Annotated in this window: 20 protein-coding genes; 1 reads left to right on the top strand and 19 read right to left on the bottom strand. The window is 69.9% G+C overall.

Annotated features, from left to right (window positions below; all coding sequences use genetic code 11):
- Nucleotides 1-261: 261 nt before the first annotated feature.
- The 11 genes from ACYVG5_RS20085 to ACYVG5_RS20035 all read right to left on the bottom strand — a co-directional run bounded on the left by ACYVG5_RS20085 (nt 262) and on the right by ACYVG5_RS20035 (nt 10,964).
- Nucleotides 262-1,014, bottom strand: coding sequence for an ABC transporter permease (locus ACYVG5_RS20085; RefSeq protein WP_460683485.1), 753 nt, complete (start codon nt 1,012-1,014; stop codon nt 262-264).
- Nucleotides 1,015-1,439: 425 nt separating this feature from the next.
- Nucleotides 1,440-2,492 (bottom strand): 4-hydroxy-2-oxovalerate aldolase, encoded by a 1,053-nt coding sequence (gene dmpG / locus ACYVG5_RS20080; protein WP_222050436.1) that lies wholly within the window; start codon nt 2,490-2,492, stop codon nt 1,440-1,442.
- Nucleotides 2,489-3,451 (bottom strand): acetaldehyde dehydrogenase (acetylating), encoded by a 963-nt coding sequence (locus ACYVG5_RS20075; RefSeq protein ID WP_222050437.1) that lies wholly within the window; start codon nt 3,449-3,451, stop codon nt 2,489-2,491. Before ACYVG5_RS20075 ends, dmpG begins: the two co-directional genes overlap by 4 nt.
- A gap of 66 nt (nt 3,452-3,517) precedes the next feature.
- Nucleotides 3,518-4,354 (bottom strand): mycofactocin-coupled SDR family oxidoreductase, encoded by an 837-nt coding sequence (locus ACYVG5_RS20070; protein ID WP_222050438.1) that lies wholly within the window; start codon nt 4,352-4,354, stop codon nt 3,518-3,520.
- A gap of 154 nt (nt 4,355-4,508) precedes the next feature.
- Nucleotides 4,509-5,813: a fumarylacetoacetate hydrolase family protein gene (locus ACYVG5_RS20065; protein ID WP_222050439.1), complete on the bottom strand. Its 1,305-nt coding sequence runs from the start codon at nt 5,811-5,813 to the stop codon at nt 4,509-4,511.
- The gene (locus ACYVG5_RS20060; RefSeq protein ID WP_222050440.1) at nt 5,810-6,706 is read right to left on the bottom strand and encodes a DODA-type extradiol aromatic ring-opening family dioxygenase; all 897 of its coding nucleotides are present in this window, start codon (nt 6,704-6,706) and stop codon (nt 5,810-5,812) included. The genes ACYVG5_RS20065 and ACYVG5_RS20060 overlap by 4 nt, the downstream gene beginning before the upstream one ends.
- On the bottom strand, nt 6,706-7,683 hold the full coding sequence (locus ACYVG5_RS20055) for an alpha/beta fold hydrolase (protein WP_222050441.1): 978 nt from the start codon (nt 7,681-7,683) through the stop codon (nt 6,706-6,708). Before ACYVG5_RS20055 ends, ACYVG5_RS20060 begins: the two co-directional genes overlap by 1 nt.
- Before the next feature lie 46 nt (nt 7,684-7,729).
- Complete coding sequence (locus ACYVG5_RS20050) at nt 7,730-7,918, bottom strand: hypothetical protein (protein ID WP_460683480.1); 189 nt, start codon at nt 7,916-7,918, stop codon at nt 7,730-7,732.
- Nucleotides 7,919-8,018: 100 nt separating this feature from the next.
- Nucleotides 8,019-8,522: an aromatic-ring-hydroxylating dioxygenase subunit beta gene (locus ACYVG5_RS20045; protein WP_222050442.1), complete on the bottom strand. Its 504-nt coding sequence runs from the start codon at nt 8,520-8,522 to the stop codon at nt 8,019-8,021.
- Entirely contained in the window at nt 8,519-9,850 is a 1,332-nt protein-coding gene (locus ACYVG5_RS20040) for an aromatic ring-hydroxylating dioxygenase subunit alpha (protein ID WP_222050443.1), read from the bottom strand. Before ACYVG5_RS20040 ends, ACYVG5_RS20045 begins: the two co-directional genes overlap by 4 nt.
- A gap of 91 nt (nt 9,851-9,941) precedes the next feature.
- Nucleotides 9,942-10,964, bottom strand: a complete 1,023-nt coding sequence (locus ACYVG5_RS20035) for an SDR family oxidoreductase (RefSeq protein WP_222050444.1) — start codon at nt 10,962-10,964, stop codon at nt 9,942-9,944.
- A 182-nt stretch (nt 10,965-11,146) separates the two neighbouring features.
- Here ACYVG5_RS20035 and ACYVG5_RS20030 point away from each other — a divergent pair, with 182 nt between their 5' ends.
- Nucleotides 11,147-12,061, top strand: coding sequence for a LysR family transcriptional regulator (locus ACYVG5_RS20030; protein ID WP_222050445.1), 915 nt, complete (start codon nt 11,147-11,149; stop codon nt 12,059-12,061).
- Nucleotides 12,062-12,092: 31 nt separating this feature from the next.
- On the opposite strand, the gene ACYVG5_RS20025 is transcribed toward ACYVG5_RS20030, so the two are convergent.
- The 8 genes from ACYVG5_RS20025 to ACYVG5_RS19990 form a co-directional block, all read right to left on the bottom strand.
- Nucleotides 12,093-12,887, bottom strand: coding sequence for an IclR family transcriptional regulator (locus tag ACYVG5_RS20025; RefSeq protein ID WP_222050446.1), 795 nt, complete (start codon nt 12,885-12,887; stop codon nt 12,093-12,095).
- A gap of 63 nt (nt 12,888-12,950) precedes the next feature.
- A complete protein-coding gene (locus ACYVG5_RS20020; RefSeq protein WP_222050447.1) occupies nt 12,951-13,682 on the bottom strand; it encodes a class II aldolase/adducin family protein in 732 nt (243 codons plus the stop codon).
- Nucleotides 13,679-14,917, bottom strand: a complete 1,239-nt coding sequence (locus ACYVG5_RS20015) for an NAD(P)/FAD-dependent oxidoreductase (protein ID WP_222050448.1) — start codon at nt 14,915-14,917, stop codon at nt 13,679-13,681. The genes ACYVG5_RS20020 and ACYVG5_RS20015 overlap by 4 nt, the downstream gene beginning before the upstream one ends.
- On the bottom strand, nt 14,917-15,111 hold the full coding sequence (locus ACYVG5_RS20010; RefSeq protein ID WP_222050449.1) for a ferredoxin: 195 nt from the start codon (nt 15,109-15,111) through the stop codon (nt 14,917-14,919). Before ACYVG5_RS20010 ends, ACYVG5_RS20015 begins: the two co-directional genes overlap by 1 nt.
- Before the next feature lie 27 nt (nt 15,112-15,138).
- On the bottom strand, nt 15,139-15,948 hold the full coding sequence (hcaB, locus tag ACYVG5_RS20005; protein WP_222050450.1) for a 3-(cis-5,6-dihydroxycyclohexa-1,3-dien-1-yl)propanoate dehydrogenase: 810 nt from the start codon (nt 15,946-15,948) through the stop codon (nt 15,139-15,141).
- The gene (locus ACYVG5_RS20000) at nt 15,945-16,328 is read right to left on the bottom strand and encodes a hypothetical protein (RefSeq protein WP_222050451.1); all 384 of its coding nucleotides are present in this window, start codon (nt 16,326-16,328) and stop codon (nt 15,945-15,947) included. The genes hcaB and ACYVG5_RS20000 overlap by 4 nt, the downstream gene beginning before the upstream one ends.
- On the bottom strand, nt 16,325-16,918 hold the full coding sequence (locus tag ACYVG5_RS19995; RefSeq protein WP_222050452.1) for a 3-phenylpropionate/cinnamic acid dioxygenase subunit beta: 594 nt from the start codon (nt 16,916-16,918) through the stop codon (nt 16,325-16,327). Before ACYVG5_RS19995 ends, ACYVG5_RS20000 begins: the two co-directional genes overlap by 4 nt.
- Nucleotides 16,915-17,859, bottom strand: coding sequence for an RHO alpha subunit C-terminal catalytic domain-containing protein (locus ACYVG5_RS19990; RefSeq protein WP_460683479.1), 945 nt, complete (start codon nt 17,857-17,859; stop codon nt 16,915-16,917). Before ACYVG5_RS19990 ends, ACYVG5_RS19995 begins: the two co-directional genes overlap by 4 nt.
- Nucleotides 17,860-17,940: the final 81 nt, after the last annotated feature.

The raw sequence follows: 17,940 nt of genomic DNA, 5'->3' as shown, positions 1-17,940 counted from the left end.
TTCCGACGGCGCTCCCTCTGACATGGGCAGTCAGCGCTGGGCGGCGGTGAAGCGCTCGAGCACTGCGCTACGGCGGTCGTCAGCCGCCGGGGCTTCGTCATCTACCGCGCCAGCCACGACGACGACCAGGACAACTTCCTGCCCAGCGGCGTCACCACCGGCAGCCCCGAGGAAGCCCTCGACTGCACTGCGGCCTCTACCTCAACGACGACCGCAACGCCTGGCGGCAGCCCGTTAGACGCCGAACGAGAAGCAGGACCACTAGCGGCGCAGCTTCCGGTACGCGTGGGACGACAGCGGCAGGAAGATCGCGGTGATGAGCAGCGGCCACCCCACGGCCAACAGGACGGCCCCGTCGACCAGCGGCCCCTCGGAAAACCCGGTCGGATTGCCGAGCAGCTGCCGGACGGCGGTAGCTGTTGCCGAGATCGGATTCCACGCCGCGACCGCACCGAGCCAGTCGGGCATCGTCTCCACCGGGATGATCGCGGCGGACAAGAACCCGAAAGGCCAGACCAGCACCTGGACGGCGGTGGTCGCGCCTTCTCCGCGGAAGCTGAGCCCGAGAAAGATCCCCACCCAGAGCACGGCGAAGCGCAGCGCCAGCAACAGCACCACGGCCAGCACAGCCGAACCGGGATCCGCGTCGACGCTCCATCCGATCAGCAGCCCGGCGGCGATGAGCACAACGAGCTCGACCACCGAGTTGGCCATGTCGGCGCCGACCCGCCCGAGCGAGACCGATGCACTGCCGATGGGCATCGAGCGGAAGCGGTCGGTGATGCCCTTCCTGGCATCGCGCGCCATGGCCGAGGTGGTCGCCTCGACCCCGAACATCATCGCCATCGTCAGCATCCCGGGGACCAGGAAACCGAGGTAGTCGCCGCCTCCCGGCACCCCGATGGCGCCGCCGAACAACAGGGCGAAGATCAGCAGCAGCATGAGCGAGAACAGCAGACCGAAGATCGGTGTCGAGGGTTGCCTCACCCAGTGGAGGAGGTCGCGCTGGGTGATGATCCAGCCTGCCCTGAGCGTGCTCCCACCCTCACGAGCGGGACCTCTAACGACGCTGCAGACTTCGCGTGATGCTGCGGACCCGTCCAGTCGCTCCCCCTTGCAGGGCTCTCGACACTGGGCTTCGACCCGGCCCGTTTCCAGACCGAGCCGCCAGTCTGCTACCGGGCCTCCTGGCAGCTACCCGGACCGGACTTCCACCGGCAAGCGACGACGAGCACGGACAGCGAGATCACCTCATCACGAGGTCACCTCCCTGTTCTGCTGGGCGCACGAAAGATCGAGGCTAGAGATTCGGGGGCGCTCCCGATCGCGGAACGCACAGGCTGGCTGGGCCGCTTCGCTGGGGCCAGGGGCCGATGATGCTTCCCGGCTGGCAGCCGGCCGGCCATGCCGCGGGGCTACGAGAGGGCCGGAGGACGGAATCAGCCGGCTCTGGTGGAAGTCCTGTCCCGGTTGGCGACCGTAGTGGCCCGAGTAGAGAGAAGGTCGAGGGCCACGTCGATGATCATGTCTTCTTGGCCCCCGACGAGTCGACGGCGGCCTACCTCGACGAGGATGTCGCGGGTATCCAGCCCGTACTGCACGGCGGCCTTTTCCGCGTGACGCAGAAAGCTGGAGTAGACCCCGGCGTACCCGAGGGTCAGCGTCTCCCGGTCGACCTGGACGGGCCGGTCTTGCAGCGGCCGGACGAGGTCGTCGGCGGCGTCCTGCAGCTCGAACAGGTCGCAGTGGTGCTGCCAACCGTGAATGTTGGCGACGGCGATTAACGGCTCGATGGGGCAGTTCCCGGCTCCGGCGCCCATGCCGGCGAGCGAGGCGTCGACCCGGTAGGCGCCCTCCTCGACGGCGACGACGGAGTTGGCCACCGACAGCGACAGGTTCTGGTGGGCGTGGATGCCGATCTGGGTGCCTTCGTCGAGGACGTCGCGGTAGGCGCGCACGCGCTCGCGGACGCCGTCCATCGTGAGCCGGCCGCCGGAGTCGGTGACGTAGACGCAGTGCGCTCCGTAGGACTCCATCAGCTTCGCCTGCCGGGCCAGCTCCGCCGCCGGCGTCATGTGGCTCATCATCAGAAACCCCGACACGTCCATGCCGAGGTCGCGGGCCTTGCCGATGTGCTGGGCGGCGACGTCGCCCTCTGTCGCGTGGGTGGCCACCCGCACGGAGGTGACGCCCAAGCCGTGCGCGCGCTCGAGGTTCTCGATCGTGCCGATGCCGGGAAGGAGCAGCGTGGTCAGCCGCGCGTTCTTCACCACGTCGGCGGCGGCGGAGATCCACTCGTCGTCGGTGTTGCTGCCCGGCCCGTAGGTGAGGCTGGCGCCGGCGAGACCGTCACCATGCGCGACCTCGATGGCGTCTACGCCGGCGGCGTCCAGCGCGGCGGCGATCGCCCGCACCTGGTCGACGGAGAGGCGGTGCCGGACGGCGTGCATGCCGTCCCGGAGGGTGACGTCTTGGATGTAGACGGCGGTCATCGGGGGGTCTCCACGAGCTCGGCGGAACGGGAGGCCGTCCGATCGGCGATCCGCTCGGCCACCCGCACGGCCGCCGAGGTCATGATGTCGAGGTTGCCCGCGTAAGCCGGGAGGTAGTGCGCGGCACCCTCGACCTCGAGGAACACCGTCACCTGCACCCGGTCGATGTCGGCCGCGTCGTCGCCGAGCAGCACGCGCAACGATTCCGACGCCGGCAGCGGGGTGAACTGGACCTGCTGCTTGAGCCGGTAGCCGGGCACGTACTCCTGTACCCGCGCCACCATCTGCTCCACCGACGCGGTGACCGCGTCGCGGTCACAGTCGTCGACGATGCACAGCACCGTGTCCCGCATGATCAGCGGCGGGTCGGCGGGGTTCAGCACGATGATCGCCTTGCCCCTGGTCGCCCCACCGACGGCCTCGATCGCCCGCGCGGTGGTCTCCGTGAACTCGTCGATGTTGGCCCGGGTGCCGGGACCGGCCGAGCGCGAGGAGATGGAGGCGACGATCTCCGCCCAGTGCACCGGGGCGACCGCAGCGACCGCCGCCACGATCGGGATGGTGGCCTGCCCACCGCAGGTCACCATGTTCACGTTGCCGGTGGCCAGGTGGTCGTCGAGGTTGACTGTCGGCACGACGTAGGGCCCGATCGCGGCCGGGGTCAGGTCGATCAACCGCTTCCCGTACGGGGCCAGGGCGTTGGCGTTGGCCATATGCGCGCGGGCCGACGTGGCATCCAAGACGATCTCGATACCGTCGAAGGCCAGCATCGCGATCAGCCCGGCCACGCCGTCGGCGGTCGTCGGCACGCCCATCCGCTGCGCGCGGGCCAGACCATCGGAGTCCGGGTCGATCCCGACCATCGCCGCGACCTCGAGTACCTCCGAAAACCGCTGGATCTTGATCATCAGGTCGGTGCCGATGTTGCCCGAACCGATGATGGCCACCTTCGTGGTCACTGCGCGCTCCTCTCGGTGAATGTGACGGAAACCGAACCCAGGCAGGTCACCTCGGCGGAGACGGTGCTATTTCAGCGCGTACCCAGCGTCGACCGGCAGCGTGATACCGGTGATGTACCGCGCCTCGTCGGAGGCCAGGAACAGTAGGGCGTTGGCGATATCGGACGGTTCCACCCAGGGCACGGGAAGGGCGTTGAGCGAGCGGTAGACCGGCTCGACGTCTTCGAGCGTGGGGTCGTCCAGGTCGGGCCGGAACAACCGGAAGTTGACGTCGTTGATCAGCATCGGCGTCTGCACCGTCGTCGGGTGGATCGAGTTGACCCGGATGGAGTGCGCGGCCAACTCGAGAGCGAGTGTCTTCATCAACCCGACGAGGCCGCTCTTGGCGGCGCCGTACGGCGCCAGACCCGGTACCAGCTTCAGTGCGATCGACGAACTGATGATCGTGATGGAACCTCCGCCGCCACCGGCGATGAGGTGCGGGATCGCCGGCTTGACCGTGTTGTAGACACCACTGAGGTTGGTGTCCAGCACCGCCTGCCAGTCCGACGCCGACGTTTCCGCGACCGAGCCCGGAATGCCCTGGATCCCGGCGTTGGCGACGACGATGTCGAGTCGGCCGAGCTGGGCCACACCGTCGGCCAGCAACGCGGTGACAGCTTCGGGCTCACGGGCGTCGGCCCGTGTGGCGATGATCCTCCGGTCGAACTTCTCGACGAGCCGGATCGTTTCGGCGAGGTCCTCGGGCGTTGCCGCCGGCGCGCCCTGAGCGGGCACCGGGCCCGCAACGTCGAACGCGATGATGTCCGCGCCCTCTTCGGCGAGCCGAACGGCGTGCGCGCGACCCTGACCTCGCGCCGCCCCCGAGATGAATGCCACCTTGCCCTCGACTCTGCCTGCCATGTCTCCTCCTTCGTGTGCCGGCGCTCTCGGCCGGTAGCGGTCGTGGGTGCCCGCGGCAGCCCATCAAGGGCGCTGGCGCGCGCGAACAATCGGTTCTACTTCCCCGGTCGCCAGCCGGGTCCCGGCCGTCGTCGTCGAGTGGCTGTTCCTTCCGTCACGCCGGTTCCCCGGCGCCGAACGTGACGGCGACGGGCCCCAGTCCGCTCACCTCGGCGGTATACGTGGCACCCGCCCGGACCGGCACCATGGGTCCGAGGGCTCCGGAGAGAACAACGTCGCCTGCCCGTAGCGGCTGGCCCAGGTCGCGGGCGGCCGCGGCGAGCCATGCCAAGGCCGCGAGCGGGTCCCCCAGGCAGTCGGCACCGGTGCCGGTGGACACCTCGTCGTCGTCCTCGCACAGCGTCATCCGCACCGCTCGCAGGTCGAGGTCGTCCAACGGCCGGCGCCGCGAGCCGAGCACGAACAGCCCGCTGGAGGCGTTGTCGGCAACCGTGTCCACGAAACTGATGTCCCAGCCGGCAATGCGGCTGTCCACGATCTCCAGGGCGGCCGCTACCTCGGCCACGGCCGCACGGACGTGTCCGCTGGTGAGGTCGGGCCCAGCCAGGTCAGCGCCGAGGATCAGGGCCACTTCGGCCTCGATCCGCGGTTGGATCAGCCGGCCGGCGTCGACCGTCCCACCGTCGGCCACGGCCATGTCCTCGAACAGCACGCCCAGGTCGGGCTGGTCGACGCCTAGCTGACGTTGCACCACGGGGTTCGTCAGGCCCACCTTCCGGCCGACGACCTTCCGGCCGACGGCGACGGCGCGAGCGGAGAGCACCTGCTGAACGGCGTAGCCGGCCGCCAACGTCGGTGGCAGCACGTCACGAACCGGGGCACAGGGCGTACCGGTCACCGCCGCCTGGTGGAGTCGTTCGACCGCGGTCGCCACCGCGTCCGGGGACACTCCGTCGGTCACCGGCCGCGCCGCGGGCAGCTGTGGCTCGTCCACCGGGGGGTCGAGGACGGTGATGGCCCGCACCGGGCAGCTCGCGGCGGCCTCGAGCGCCAGGGCGCGGGCGTCACCGGCAACGGGCTCCAGAACGACGGCGACGTTGCGCTCGTCGTCGAGGTCGAAGAGCTCGGGCGCGGACACGACGCACGAGGCAAAGCCCTCACACCGCTCGAGGTCCACCGTGATCTTCATCGTCTCTCTCTCGGTCAGGTCATGGGCCGGATGGTCGGCACCGAAGCGCTGCATCGGATCGATCCCAAGGGCACCCGCCAGCTGCATCACCAGCAGCGGGTGGGCGCCCCGGTAGTGGAGGGTGACCAGGTCGCCCTCGAGGACGGCCGTCAGATCGGTCAGCGGTACACCCGCGAGGTCGGCCGCCCGCTGACCCGCCTGCTCGGCAGCGGAACGGAACCCCGGATCCTGGACGACCTGGCGGATGACCTGGTCCAGCGGCAGGTTCACGGCTCCTGCTCGGGGAACAACCGGGCCAGTGCGATCCCGGTGGCCCAGTCCGGCACAGACCGGTACGCCAGCACTACACCGCGGGGCGTGCGCGACGTCCGTCCTGCTGCCTGGCCGGGCCCCTGCCCGGACTCGGACGCTGCCCGGCTCTCGCCGGCGGTCGCGGCGGCCATCGCGGTGACCCAGTTGCGGATCTCCGGGGCGCCGTTGCCGGCCTCGGCGAGGACGTCGGCCGTCTTCATGGCGAGGATCGAGTCGAGGTCACCCGCCTGGACGTCTTCCAGGAACGCCTCGTCGAAGTCGACGTTGATCTGGCCCATCTCCGGCGTGCCGACCCAGTGGGAGAGTCCACCGGTGCCCAGCACGACCACCCGTTCGACCGCGGGGCGCCGGCCGATGACGTCGCGCAGCAGTTCCCCGAGCTGGGCACAGCGCCACAGCGGCGGCAGCGGCTCGGTGCTGGCGTTCTGGAACACCGGCACGACCGGGATGTCCATCTCCGGTCGGATGAGCGTCAGGGGCGCCATGAAGGCGTGGTCGATCTTGGGGTTCGCGGAGAATGCGAGGTCGAAGCCGGCGGCCACGCCGTCGGCGAGGAGCTGGGCGGCGAAGGCGCCGGCCAGCGGGAGTTCGGCGCTGGCCACGCCTCCGTCACCCCAGCCGGTGGCCGTCTCCCCGATGCCGACGCAGATCTGCGGGAAGCTGTCGTAGCCGAATGAGTTCAGGTGCTCGCTGCCGATGACGACGAGCACGTCGGGGGCCAGCCGGTCCACCTCCGCGCGCACCTGGTCGAAGGCTTCGTGGACCGCGGCGTGCACGTCGTTGTCCGGCTGGAACTTGCGGATGATCATTGCCGTGTGGGACGTCGCGTACGCCCCCACCAACCTGCCCATCAGCCGGCTCGCAGGGGGTCGGAGGCCCGATCGTCAGGGCGACCGTCGCCGACGGTCCGGCCAGCCGGGTACTGCTCGGTGAGTGAGCGCAGGAAACCGCCGACGACAGCCTGGAACTCCGACGGCTTCTCGAACTGCGGCCAGTGGCCGGCGTCCTCCATCAGGTGGAACGCTGCATCGGGGATGATCCGGCTGGCCGCCTCCCCCACCGGCCACGGCATGGTCGGGTTCTGCCGGGTCCACAGCACGAGCGTCGGGCAGCTGATCGTCGCCAGCCGCTCGGCGGTCAGCATCTCCTCCGGCCGGACCCGGGCGGTGAACCCGGCGACCATGTCACCGGCGATGGCGGCGAAGTCCGGTCTGGTGTAGATCCGGTACCGGGTCTCCACCAGCTCGTCGGTGACCACGGACGGGTCATGGACCAGCCATTCCAGCCGGGCCCGGACCTTCTCCCGGGTCGGGGTATCCAGGGCCTTGGTGGTGGCGGCCGCAACCTTCTGGCCGACCTGTTCGGTCAGCGCGGCGCCGTCGGCGTCCAGCTGCAGGCCCGCCCCGGTGACGCTGACGAGCGAGGCGACCCGCTCGGGGTGGTGGACGGCGAGAAACGCCGCGACCCAGCCGCCGAGGGACTGACCGACGAGGTGGGCTCGCGGGGCGCCGATCTCGTCGAGGAAGCCAAGCACGTGCTGGGCGAGCGCGCGGATCGAGTACTCGATCTGCGGCTTGTCGGTGAAGCCGTGGCCCAGCATGTCGATGGCGTGCACGCGGAAGTCCCGGCCGAGGATGGCGACGTTGCGCACCCAGGTCTCGGCGTGCCCGCTGATCCCGTGCAGCAGGACTACCGGCTCACCGGTGCCTGCCTCGACGCTGCGGGTGCGGTACGGGCCGGCCTGGCGGTACCGGACCTCGGTGCCCAGCAGGTCCACCCAGAACGAGTTCCCCTGCGGCGGGGTCGTCCCCCCGTCGACGCTCGTCACGTCGAGCTCCTCTCCGTTCGGCCGCGCGGAGGCGCGGGATGGTCGGTCACTCTGGTCCGAACGGCTCGGTGAGCAGCGCGGTGAACGCCCTCTCGTCGAGCCAGGTGAGGCTCTCCAGCTGCAGTGCGTCGAGGAAGACCTCGCGGCCGGTGCGCAGGCTCCGGATGGCCAGGCGAAGGTCGTTGCCGTCGCGGTCGGCGCGTACCCGTACCCGGGCGAACTCGTTGCTGACCACGAGCTCGCCGTCGGCAGACCCGGTACGCAGCCACGAACCCGGCTCCGGTGCGTCACCGGCCCCGACGTCCCGGCTGCCGACGGGATCGGCCGCCGGGACCTCAGAAGAAGATGGAGATGGCACGGGGCAGCACCCGGTGGTCGAGGAGCACGGTCCGTTCGGCGATCTTCCAGCTCTCACCGGAGGTCACTATCCGGTCGCGACGGGAGCCGACGAAGAACTGCTCGGAGTTGGCCCGCCGGGACTGGAAGACGATGAAGTTGCACTCCACTACCAGGTCGCCGTTCGGCCCGGGGGTGACCAGGACGTTGCTGATGAACCGACGCGTCCGCGACCGCGGCTGCTCGGAGTGGGCAAGGCCGCCGGCCAAACGCTCCATCCGCTTGGCGAGGAAGCGGGCGTCCTCCTCCATGAGCGACCACTCGCCGGGGACGTGGTCCCGGTGCTGCCGCACCTCACGGGTCTCGGTGATCGGCATCCAGTAGCGGACGTCCTCGGTGAACAGGCCGAGCCACTCGTCGTAGCGCTGCTCGTCGAGCATCTTGGCCTCGCGGTAGAGGAAGTCCTCGACGTCGCGGCGCAGATCGGTGAGGGAACTGGTCACTTCTGCTCTCCCGGGGTGGTCATGAGCTCGAGCCAGTAGCGGTAGAAGTTGCGGTGGTTCTGCTCCGAGTAGTGCGGCCCCAGGTGGCCGGGGTACCCCTCCTCGTGGACCTCGCCCTCGTGCCCCAGGCCCATCGCGTAGTTGAAGTCCCGAGTCTGGGAGACGACCCCGCGGGCGGATTCGGTGATCTGCTCGAAGTTCTCGCCGTCGTCCTGGCCGAAGATCCCGGCCGCCGCGTTCTCCTGGGACATCTGGGTGCGGGCGAAGTCCTTGACCGACTGCGGCGCGCCGCGGTCGAAGAGCGCCGTCTGCCAGACCTCGATCTCACCCGGCCCCTTCGGGTGCCATTGGAAGAGCCCGAAGACGTGGAAGACGCCGAACTTGATCCAGGACAGGTTCGGGAAGATGTTGCCCTCGCCCAGACCGTGCATCTCCGCCTGTAACGGGGAGACCCGGGCCTGCAGCCGCTCGTGGACGGCGGTGACGTACTCGATCGCCTCCGGCCCGAGGAACTGGGCCATCCCGACGTCGTTCTGGTAGGCCCGGCCGGGCTTGCTGATGTCGCCCATCCCGTGGCCGTGGTCGAAGTGCGCGATGTAGTCGGCGAGCATGTCGTAGTCGGGGAGGAAGCCGATCTGGAAGGCCGACCCGTGGGTGTACAGCACGTGGTAGTCATCGCCGGCGAAGTTCTCCGCCGCCAGCTTCCAGTTGGCCTTGATCCGAAACTTCATCGTGGGGCCGATCACCTCGAGCCCGCCGAGCGGCGCCTCGAAGGCCAGGTCCAGGTACCAGAGCTGGTCGGCGCCGAGGTAGTCCACCAGCGGGATGGCGTTCTCGTCCCAGTTGGCGAAGACGAAGCCCTTGTAGGTCTCCACCCGCGGAACGGCCTTCAGGCCCAGCCGGGACTTGTCCAGCTCGCCGTTGTAGACGGTGTCCGCGCGGGGCACGCCGATCAGGTCGCCGTTGTTGCTGTAGGTCCAGCCGTGGTACGGGCAGCGGAAGAACTTCGACGTCCCGGCGTCGGTGCTGCAGACGGCCATGCCCCGGTGGGCGCAGGAGTTGAGCATCACCCGGATCGCTCCGTCCGCACCGCGGGTGGCGATCACCGGGTCCTCGCCCATGAAGTTCGTCAGGTAGTCGCCCGGCTCGCTCAGCTGCGACTCGTGCCCGATGAACAACCAGGTCTTGGTGAAGACCCGGTCCAACTCCGTGCGGTAGATCGCCTCGTCGACGAAGACCGTTCGGCTGACGGCGCCCTCGTCGGGCTTCACCAGGTCGTGCAGTCCTGCGGCGGCCACGTCAACGGGGCGTTCGCTGATGCTGGTCATGGTCGGGTCCTCTCGGGGCCGGACGGGTTGCGTGGGGTGAGGTGGGAGGGCGGACCGGAGCGGCCCACCTGCAAGCGGGCCCCCTCCGGGATCACTGAGCGCTGTCGGTGCTGGCCCAGCTGTTCTGGGCCCCGAGGTTGGCCATGCCCGCCGTGTACAGGGCGCCCTGCGCGTCGAAGGGGAGATGTGCCACGCCGGCCCGCTCGTAGACGGGGGTCGCGGCTTCCAGCCGGCTGTAGATCTCCTCCATGTCCGGCGGCAGCTCGTGGTCCTGCCACGCGGCGTAGTCCCCGTAGCCGTGGTCGTAGTTCCACTCCGGCACGTAGTAGAGGCGCCCGGACGCCCCCGCGCTGTCCTGCGCGGCGAGGAAGAGCGAGATCGGCAGCAGGTGCTCGGGAATCGCCGGGCGCATGAAGTAGGCGATGCCCTGCTCGTTGAAGGCCCGGGCGGTGGCGTCGAACCACGACGCGCGGGTGTGCCCCGGCATGATCGCGTTGACCGCGACACCGTCGCCGCGCACCTCCTCGGCGAGGTAGAAGGTCAGCGCCATCACGGCGGCCTTGGTGGCCTGGTAGGGCATCTCGACCGTCCACGGGCGCAGCCCGTGGTAGCCGCCGCCGGCGGCGACGGGCAGGACGCCGCTGCTGACGACGTTGACGATGCTGCCCCGCTGCTGGGCCCGCATCGGCTCGATGAACCGGCGGATGGCCTTCAGCGTGCCGAACACGTTGACGCCGAACATCACCTCCCAGTCGCGGTCGGTCGTGTCGAGGGTGTTCCGGTGGCCGGTCGGGGCGAAGAGGGTTTCGGAGACCAGAGACGCGTTGTTGACCAGGACGTCGACGGTCCCGAACCGGTCGATTACAGCGTCTCGGGCGGCGTCGAGGGCGGCGTCGTCGGTGATGTCCATGTCGACGGCCATGCCACTGCCGTCCGACTCCAGCTGCTTGCGGAAGTCGTCAGCGTCGTCCCACGTCAGGTCCGCGGCAACGACCTTGGCGCCGGCGCGGAGCAGTCCCTCGCAGAGGGAGCGGCCGATGCCGCGGGCTCCACCGGTGACAACGACGACTCGACCCGCCACCTCGCCCTGCCACTCACCGAGTGCCCGCTCCACCAGTTGACGCTGCCGCGCAGTGGCTGCGGCTCCTCCACCAGACTCTGACATCTCATTCTCCTCATAGCAGGACAGCTGTCTGCGCTGCAGTGCGCGTTGGAAGGAACGTATGGCCCTCATCACACCCTGTCTATAGATTGTTCTGGAGTCCTGCTATTCACTGGTGGAACAAGGAGCCGCACATGGAGCTGCGTCAACTCAGGTATCTCGTTGCGGTTGCCCGCGTGGGGTCGTTCCTCGGCGCCGCCGCCACCCTCGACGTGCCGCAGCCCTCGCTGTGGCGTTCGGTCAAGGCGCTGGAGGCGGAGCTGGGCATCGCCCTCTTCGAGAGGTCCGGCCGCGGAGTACAGCTGACCGGTGCCGGGCACCAGTTGCTGCCCCGCGCCGAGCACCTGCTGGATCGAGCGGAGGCGGTCTCCCTCTTGGCCAGCGAACTCGCTCACGGTCGGGCGGGCGTCGTCACGGTGGCGTGCGCCCATCCGCACGTGCCACGGTTCCTCGCGCCCCTGATCGGCACCTTCCGGTCGACGCATCCCGGCATCCACGTCGCCGTCCACGAGTACTCGGGCCTGCCCGCGATCGAACAGGTGCTCAACGGTGACGTCGATCTCGTTACAGGCCTCCCGCAGGCCGAACAGCGTCTAGCGGGCCACCAGCTCGGCGACGTGCGGCTGGCGGTGGTGACCTCCGACGACCACCCGTGGCGGGGCCGGCGCCACGTCTCGACCGCTGAATTGCGCGGCCAGCCGGTGCTGACCGGGCACGCCGGCAGCCTCACCCGGCGCCTGCTGGAGCCGGCGCTGCGGGCAGGGGGCTTTGGGCTCGACATCACGTTGGAGAGCGGCAACGCCACCACACTCGTTGCGCTCGCCCGGGCCAGGCTGGGGGTGGCCGTCATCGCCGACGACAACCTCGGTGCCAACGACTCGGCCAGCTGGCCAGCGCTCGTCGACGAGCACACCCCGATGAGCGCCCCGCTGTGGATCTACTGGTCACGCGAACGAGGCATCGCCCCGGCGGTGCGGTCCTTCGTGCGCCACGTCCAGGGATCCGGCGACCGGCTGGACCGGGACGGCGGCCAGCGCAGTCCGGGCTGAGGCCCAGCCGACCTCGGGCTGACCACGCTGGTCAGAGCAGGAGGTGGTCGATCTCCTCCGCCGCAGCTGCCAGCCGAGTGAGGACGTCCTGCTCGGTCGCCGGGCTCATCCGACTGAGCGGCAGGGAGGCGTTAACCGCCAACCGCGGGGAGCTGGTCGAGGCCAGTGCGACGGCGAGGGAGGCGACACCCTCCTCGCTCTCCTCCTTGCTCGTCGCAAACCCCCGGGAACGGATCGTGCGCACCGCGTCGAGAAGCTCGGTCCGGGTGCCGAGCGAATGTGGGGTCAGCTGGACGAGCTGCTCGTCGGGATAAAGCAGACGCAGCTCGTCGTCAGTCAGCATGGCCAGCAGCGCCTTGCCGGTGGAAGTGCAGTGGGCGGGCATGCTGCGCCCGAGCCGGTTGGCCACCCGCAGGGCCCGTTCGCTCTCGATGGAGTCGATAAAGTGGACCTCGTTCCCCTCGAGCCGGCCCAGGTGCACCGTCTCCCCCAGGTCGCTGTTGAGCCGCTCGAGCACCGGGCGTGCCCGGTTCCGGACGTCGAGTCGGCGCAGCAGACCGAACGCCAGCGAGTCCAGGGTCGGCCCCGGGACGTAACTGCGCGTCGCGGCGTCCTGCCGGACGTAGCCGCGGTACTGGAGCATGGCCAGCAGCCGGTGCGCGGTGGACGATGCCACGCCGAGGTACTGGCTGACGTCCGTCAGCCGCAGGGTGGGGTGCTCCCCCAGCAGCAGCACCACCCGGAGTGCGTTGTCGACCGACTCGATCGGGTACTGCGGCGCGGAGCCGAACTCCGGTGTTGGGGGCAGGTTCGACACCGCGCTCATGGGTCTGAGGCTACGGGGTGTCTGCTGTGCAGAGAGCGATGCCGACGGCCTCCGCCCCGGCGGTCACCCCATCCGGGTGACTTCATGCCGCCACGCCACGCCCTCGTTGAAGCCCGGTCCGAGGTCGGGCAGCGCCGCCAGGTCCTCGGCCGGCAGGTCCGCCTGGGTGCCTCCCGCCGAGGCGATCTGGAGGGACAGCCGGGCCAGGGAGTCCACGCTGATCGCCCGCAGGACCGCTTCCTGGACCGATCCGCCGCTGCTGGTCAGGCCGTGCCCGCGGAGCACGACGACCGGCCGCTCACCCATGGCCGCCACCATCTCCAGGGCCAGACCCCGGTTCCGTACCAGCACGCCACGCCGGTAGACGGGCACCCCGCCGGCAGCCAGCTTGGCGCCCGGGATGTCGAACGCACCGACGATGGGGCGGATCGCGAGGCCGGCCAGGTCTGCTGCGACCACCGCCGGCGGATGCACGTGGACGACGGCGGCGGCCTCCGGCCGGGCACGCAGCACCTCCACGTGCAGCGGCAATTCGTTCGGTGGGGACCACCCATCGAGCTCGCCCGGAGCTCCGGGGGCACCCCCCTGGTCGACGAGGTGGACGTCGGCGGCCGTCGTCCAGCCCAAGCCCCGCTCCTGAGGGCCGCGGCAGCGGATCAACAAGCGTTCCTCGTCGATCCGCAGGCTGACGTGGCCCAGGAACCCGTCGGACAGCCCACGGGCTGCGGCGACCCGACACGCATCCGCGACGAGCTGCCGCTCAGCGGCGTAGTCGCCCCTGATGCCGCCGCTCATGCCGGCGCCGCCACCGCGGCCGGCAGCCGGTCGAGTTGCGCGACGACGTCGTCGAACGACGCGCCCGCACCCACCGCCCTCCGGCAGAGCAGCAACGCCTTGGGCCAGTTGACCGCGACCGCTCCTCGCAGGACCCCGCTGTCGTCGGTGTAGACCGCGGCTCCGCGGCGATCGGCACTAGTCAAATCCCCCACCAGCGCGTGCCGGGTCGCCCCGACCGGCCGGCCGACGATCTGGATCTTCCAGTCGTACTGGTCGCTCCACACGTACTCGACCGGGCGGTGGGACCGCAGGTCCTCGGGGTGGGCGATGTTGTGTGCCACCACGGCAGCGGACTCAACCGCGTTGGTCCAGTGCTCGACTCGCACATGCTCTCCGTGTCCCGGGTGGAACCACCGCAGCACGTCACCGACGGCGTACACCTCCGCGGCGTCGACCGCTCGGCAGTGCTGGTCGCAGACGACGCCGTTGTCCACGAGGAGGCCCGAGGAAGCCAGCCAGCCGTCGTTGGGAACGGCCCCGATCCCGACCACGACGGTCCCCGCCGTCAGCTGCGAACCGTCGGTCAACTGCACCGTTAGGTCACCGGCTCCGCCCTCGACCGACTCGACACCCAACCCGAACTTCGTGTTCACGCCGTGCCGGGTGTGCAGGTCGACGAACAACTCTCCAACCTCTCGGCCGACGACGCGTCCGATCGGAGCGGCAAGGGGATCGACGACGGTGACCTCCCGGCCCAGGGCGTGCGCGGTGGCGGCCACCTCCGCGCCGATGAAGCCACCGCCGATGACCACGACTGGCCGGTCGACCTCCAGGTCGTTCCGCAGCCTGCGCGCGTCGGCCATCGAGCGCAGGACGTGCACCCCGGATGTGGCCGACCACGGGGAGGGGCGCGCGGCGGCACCGGTGGCGAGCACCGCAGCGTCGTAGTCGACCGTGCTCCCATCGATGAGCAGCACCTGCCGGTCGGCGACGTCCAGACGCTGCGCCGCGACCCCCAGACGCAGCTCGATCCCGACTGCTGCCGCCGCCTCGGCGGTCAGCAGCGCGATCCGCTCTTCGGACCAACTGCCGGCCAGGAGTTGCTTAGACAGCGGCGGCTTGTCGTAGGGCAGGTCCGGCTCGTCGCCCACGAGGACGATGCGACCGCCGAAGCCCTCGGTGCGCAGGGCCTGCGCCGTCCGCACGCCGGCGACCGACGCGCCGACGACGACCACGGTCCGGGGATCCGTCATCAGTCCTCGATGCTCAGCGCGTTGACCGGACAACTGCGCGCGGCTTCCTCGACCCGCGGCCGGTCGGCGTCGCTGATCTCCTCAGTCAGGAGCACAACCTTGCCGTCGTCGTCGATGTCGTAGGCGTCGGATGCGCCGGTGATGCAGTTGCCGTATCCCTGACAGGCCTCGACGTCGGCCATCAACCGGGGCATGAGCTCTCCTGTTCGATGGTGGGTGGATCAGGAACGTTTTCTGGGGGAGGCGGAGACACCGATCCCGCCGTCGGGGTGGACCACCCCGCCGGTGATGCCACGGGACCGGTCGGAGGCCAGGAACACGTAGCTACACGCGTGGTCCGCAGCCGTCAACGCGACCTGCAGCGGTACCCGGGACGCCAGTTCCTCGGCGCGGCCCGGGATGTCGCCCAGGCTGCGCCCCGCAGTTCCCAGGCTGGGCAACCCGCGCAGGTCGGTGCCCAGCGTGCCGCCCGGTGCGACCCCGTTGACCCGCACCTCCGGCGCCAGGTCGTGGGCGAGGGCCGTGACGATCCCGCGGACGGCGAACTTCGAGGACAGGTACAGAACGCCGCCTCGGCCCGGGAAGTAGGAGGACGTCGACTCTGTGAGGAGCACCACTCCGCGTCCCGACGCCTGCAGATGGGGCAGTGCCGCCTTCACGGACTGCAAGTGGGAAAGCACGTTGGTGCGGAACATCTCGTCGAAAGCGGCCTCGAGCACGTCGGCGTCGAGGTCGAGGAGACTGCGGTAGAAGTCGAACACCCCCACGCAGTTGACCAGAACGTCCAGCCCGCCGAAGGCCTCGACTGCCGAGGCGACCGCGGCGTGGTTGGCCTGACGGGTGACCGCGTCGCCGACGGTGACCGGGACGTCGGGCAAGGCTGCCTCGATCTCCGCGCTCTTGTCCGGATCGCGCTCCAGGACCGCGACCCGCGCTCCTTCGGCGAGGAAGGCGTCCACGACCGCCCGGCCGATGCCCGAGCCCGCGCCCACGACCAGCGCTCGCCGCCCCTCGAGCCAGCCCGCGGTCACTGGCTGCCACCCTCGGGCAGGTGCTGCGCCGGCTCGTTGTCGCCCTCGAGGACCGCGCCGTCCTCGAGGATGCCTGCGGTCCCGTCGGCGACCAGCGACCCGAAGGGGTTGCCGATCATCGCCGAGAAGGTGGCGGTGCTCTGCCAGGTCAGGGCCTCGAGCTCCAGGGGGTCCAGCGCTACCCACTGCCCGGACTTCGGTGACTCGACCAGGAGCCGGGAGCCGTTGCGGGTATCGACGCGGACCACCCGCACCTCGGCGAACTCGTTCGCGATGGTGATCGCGTCGCCGCGGACGCCCGCTAGCAACGCGTCGCGCTCGGCTGCGGCGCGCCGCGCAGCCCGGGCATCGACCTCCTCGCCCTCCCAGTGCAGCGTCACAGGAAGATCGCCAGGTTCTGCATCCGCATGACCGAGTCGTCCACGAGGATCGTGCGACGGGCCAGTTTCCATCCCCCGGGAGTCCGGCGTAGGAGATCCTCGCGCCCGGCGGAGACGAACGAGCCCTCGCGGACGTCGCCGCGGCTGCGGAACAGCAGGGTCGCCGACTCGACCACCAGGTGGTCCTCCACCAGCTGCCCGTCCAGATCGGCGGCGAAGGTGCGCACGTTGCTGAGGTGGTGGCGCAGCCGGGACGGCGGGTCCTCGGTCCAGGCGTGCTCGGTGAGGAACCGTGCGACCCGGCGGGACAGTGAGTACTTGTCCTCGTCGAAGTGGGCCATCCCCGGAGAGGTGTCGAAGCCGGCGCCCAGCGCGGTCGTGACCCGCACCGGCATCAGGTAGTGGATGTCGTCGGTGAGGAGGTCCAGCCAGTCGGAGTACGACTGTGCGTCGAGCATCCACGTCTCGTCGACCAGCCACTGGTGGGCCATCAGGTGCCGCTCGTCACCGAAGGGCAGCGACCGCCCGGTCCGCTGAACACGGGAGGCGTTCCGGCCGAGCACAGAACTCGCGGAATGAGTGTCGGTCATGCCTGCGCCGCCGTCCCGTACGACGCGGCGGTGACCTCGCCGGCCGGGGCCGGGATTTTCGCGGAGGCGTCCCGGGCGCCCTCCCCCGGTCCACCCACCTCGACCGTGGCCGCGATGGACATCGGCTTTTCCAGGTCGTCGGCCCAGCGGTTGAGCAGGGCCCGCTGGTTGTACTCGCTGTAGCCGGTGTGCGCCGACCCCGGGCCGTGAAACTGCTCGGGGGTGAGCTGCGGGATCACCTCAGTGTCGTCCTCGAGGATGCCCATCCGGCTGTTCAACCGCAGCCGGCGGGCCATGGAGCCGGCCGCGGTGTTGGTCAGCGAGACCCAGTTCTCGACGTCGTCCTGCTCGAACATGCCGGTCGAGCCGAAGCACATCAGGTACGCCTTGTAGGACAACGCCTTGAATTCCTCCGGCGCCTCGGCGTCGACGGCGAACCACGACAGCACCTCGGTCTCATCCTCGCTGATCGGCTGCCATTGCCGGATGGAGATGAAGGGCAGCACGTCCTCGGAGTCGGCCACCCGCGGCCAGTTGTGCACGAGGGAGAGGTTCGGGTAGATGGACGCCGCGCTGATCATGAAGCCGTCGTCGCCGATGACCTTGAGCTGATCGGACGACAAATGCTGCTTCATCCGGTCCACCATTTCCTGCGGATACCCGACGTAGCGCAGCCGCTCGTCGAGGTCGCCCTCGGGGAGCTTGTAGGTCGTCCCGCCCCCGGCGCCCGCCCAGTAGGTGGCCCCGTCCTTGCGCTTCTCGGCCTTGGGCTCCCGGAACAGCCCGATCTCCACCACCGAGGTGTGGGTCTGCGGCGTGTGGTACATGTCGCCGGCGAAGTTCTCCGCTCCGATCTTCCAGTTGGCCTTGACCCGCCAGCGCTGCGGGCCGCGCAGCTCGATGCCGCTGCCGCTCTGCTTGGTGTAGTGAGGTTTTCTCACCAGGTTCGGCGGCCTGAAGGACGTCGTCGCTGGTCGTCGCGGGTGTTCCGGATGTAGGCGCGGGCTCTCGGGGTCACGATC

The organism is Modestobacter lapidis, from assembly GCF_054780755.1.
The sequence above is the reverse complement of the archived record's forward strand: the minus strand, read 5'-3'. Positions and strand labels throughout refer to the sequence as shown.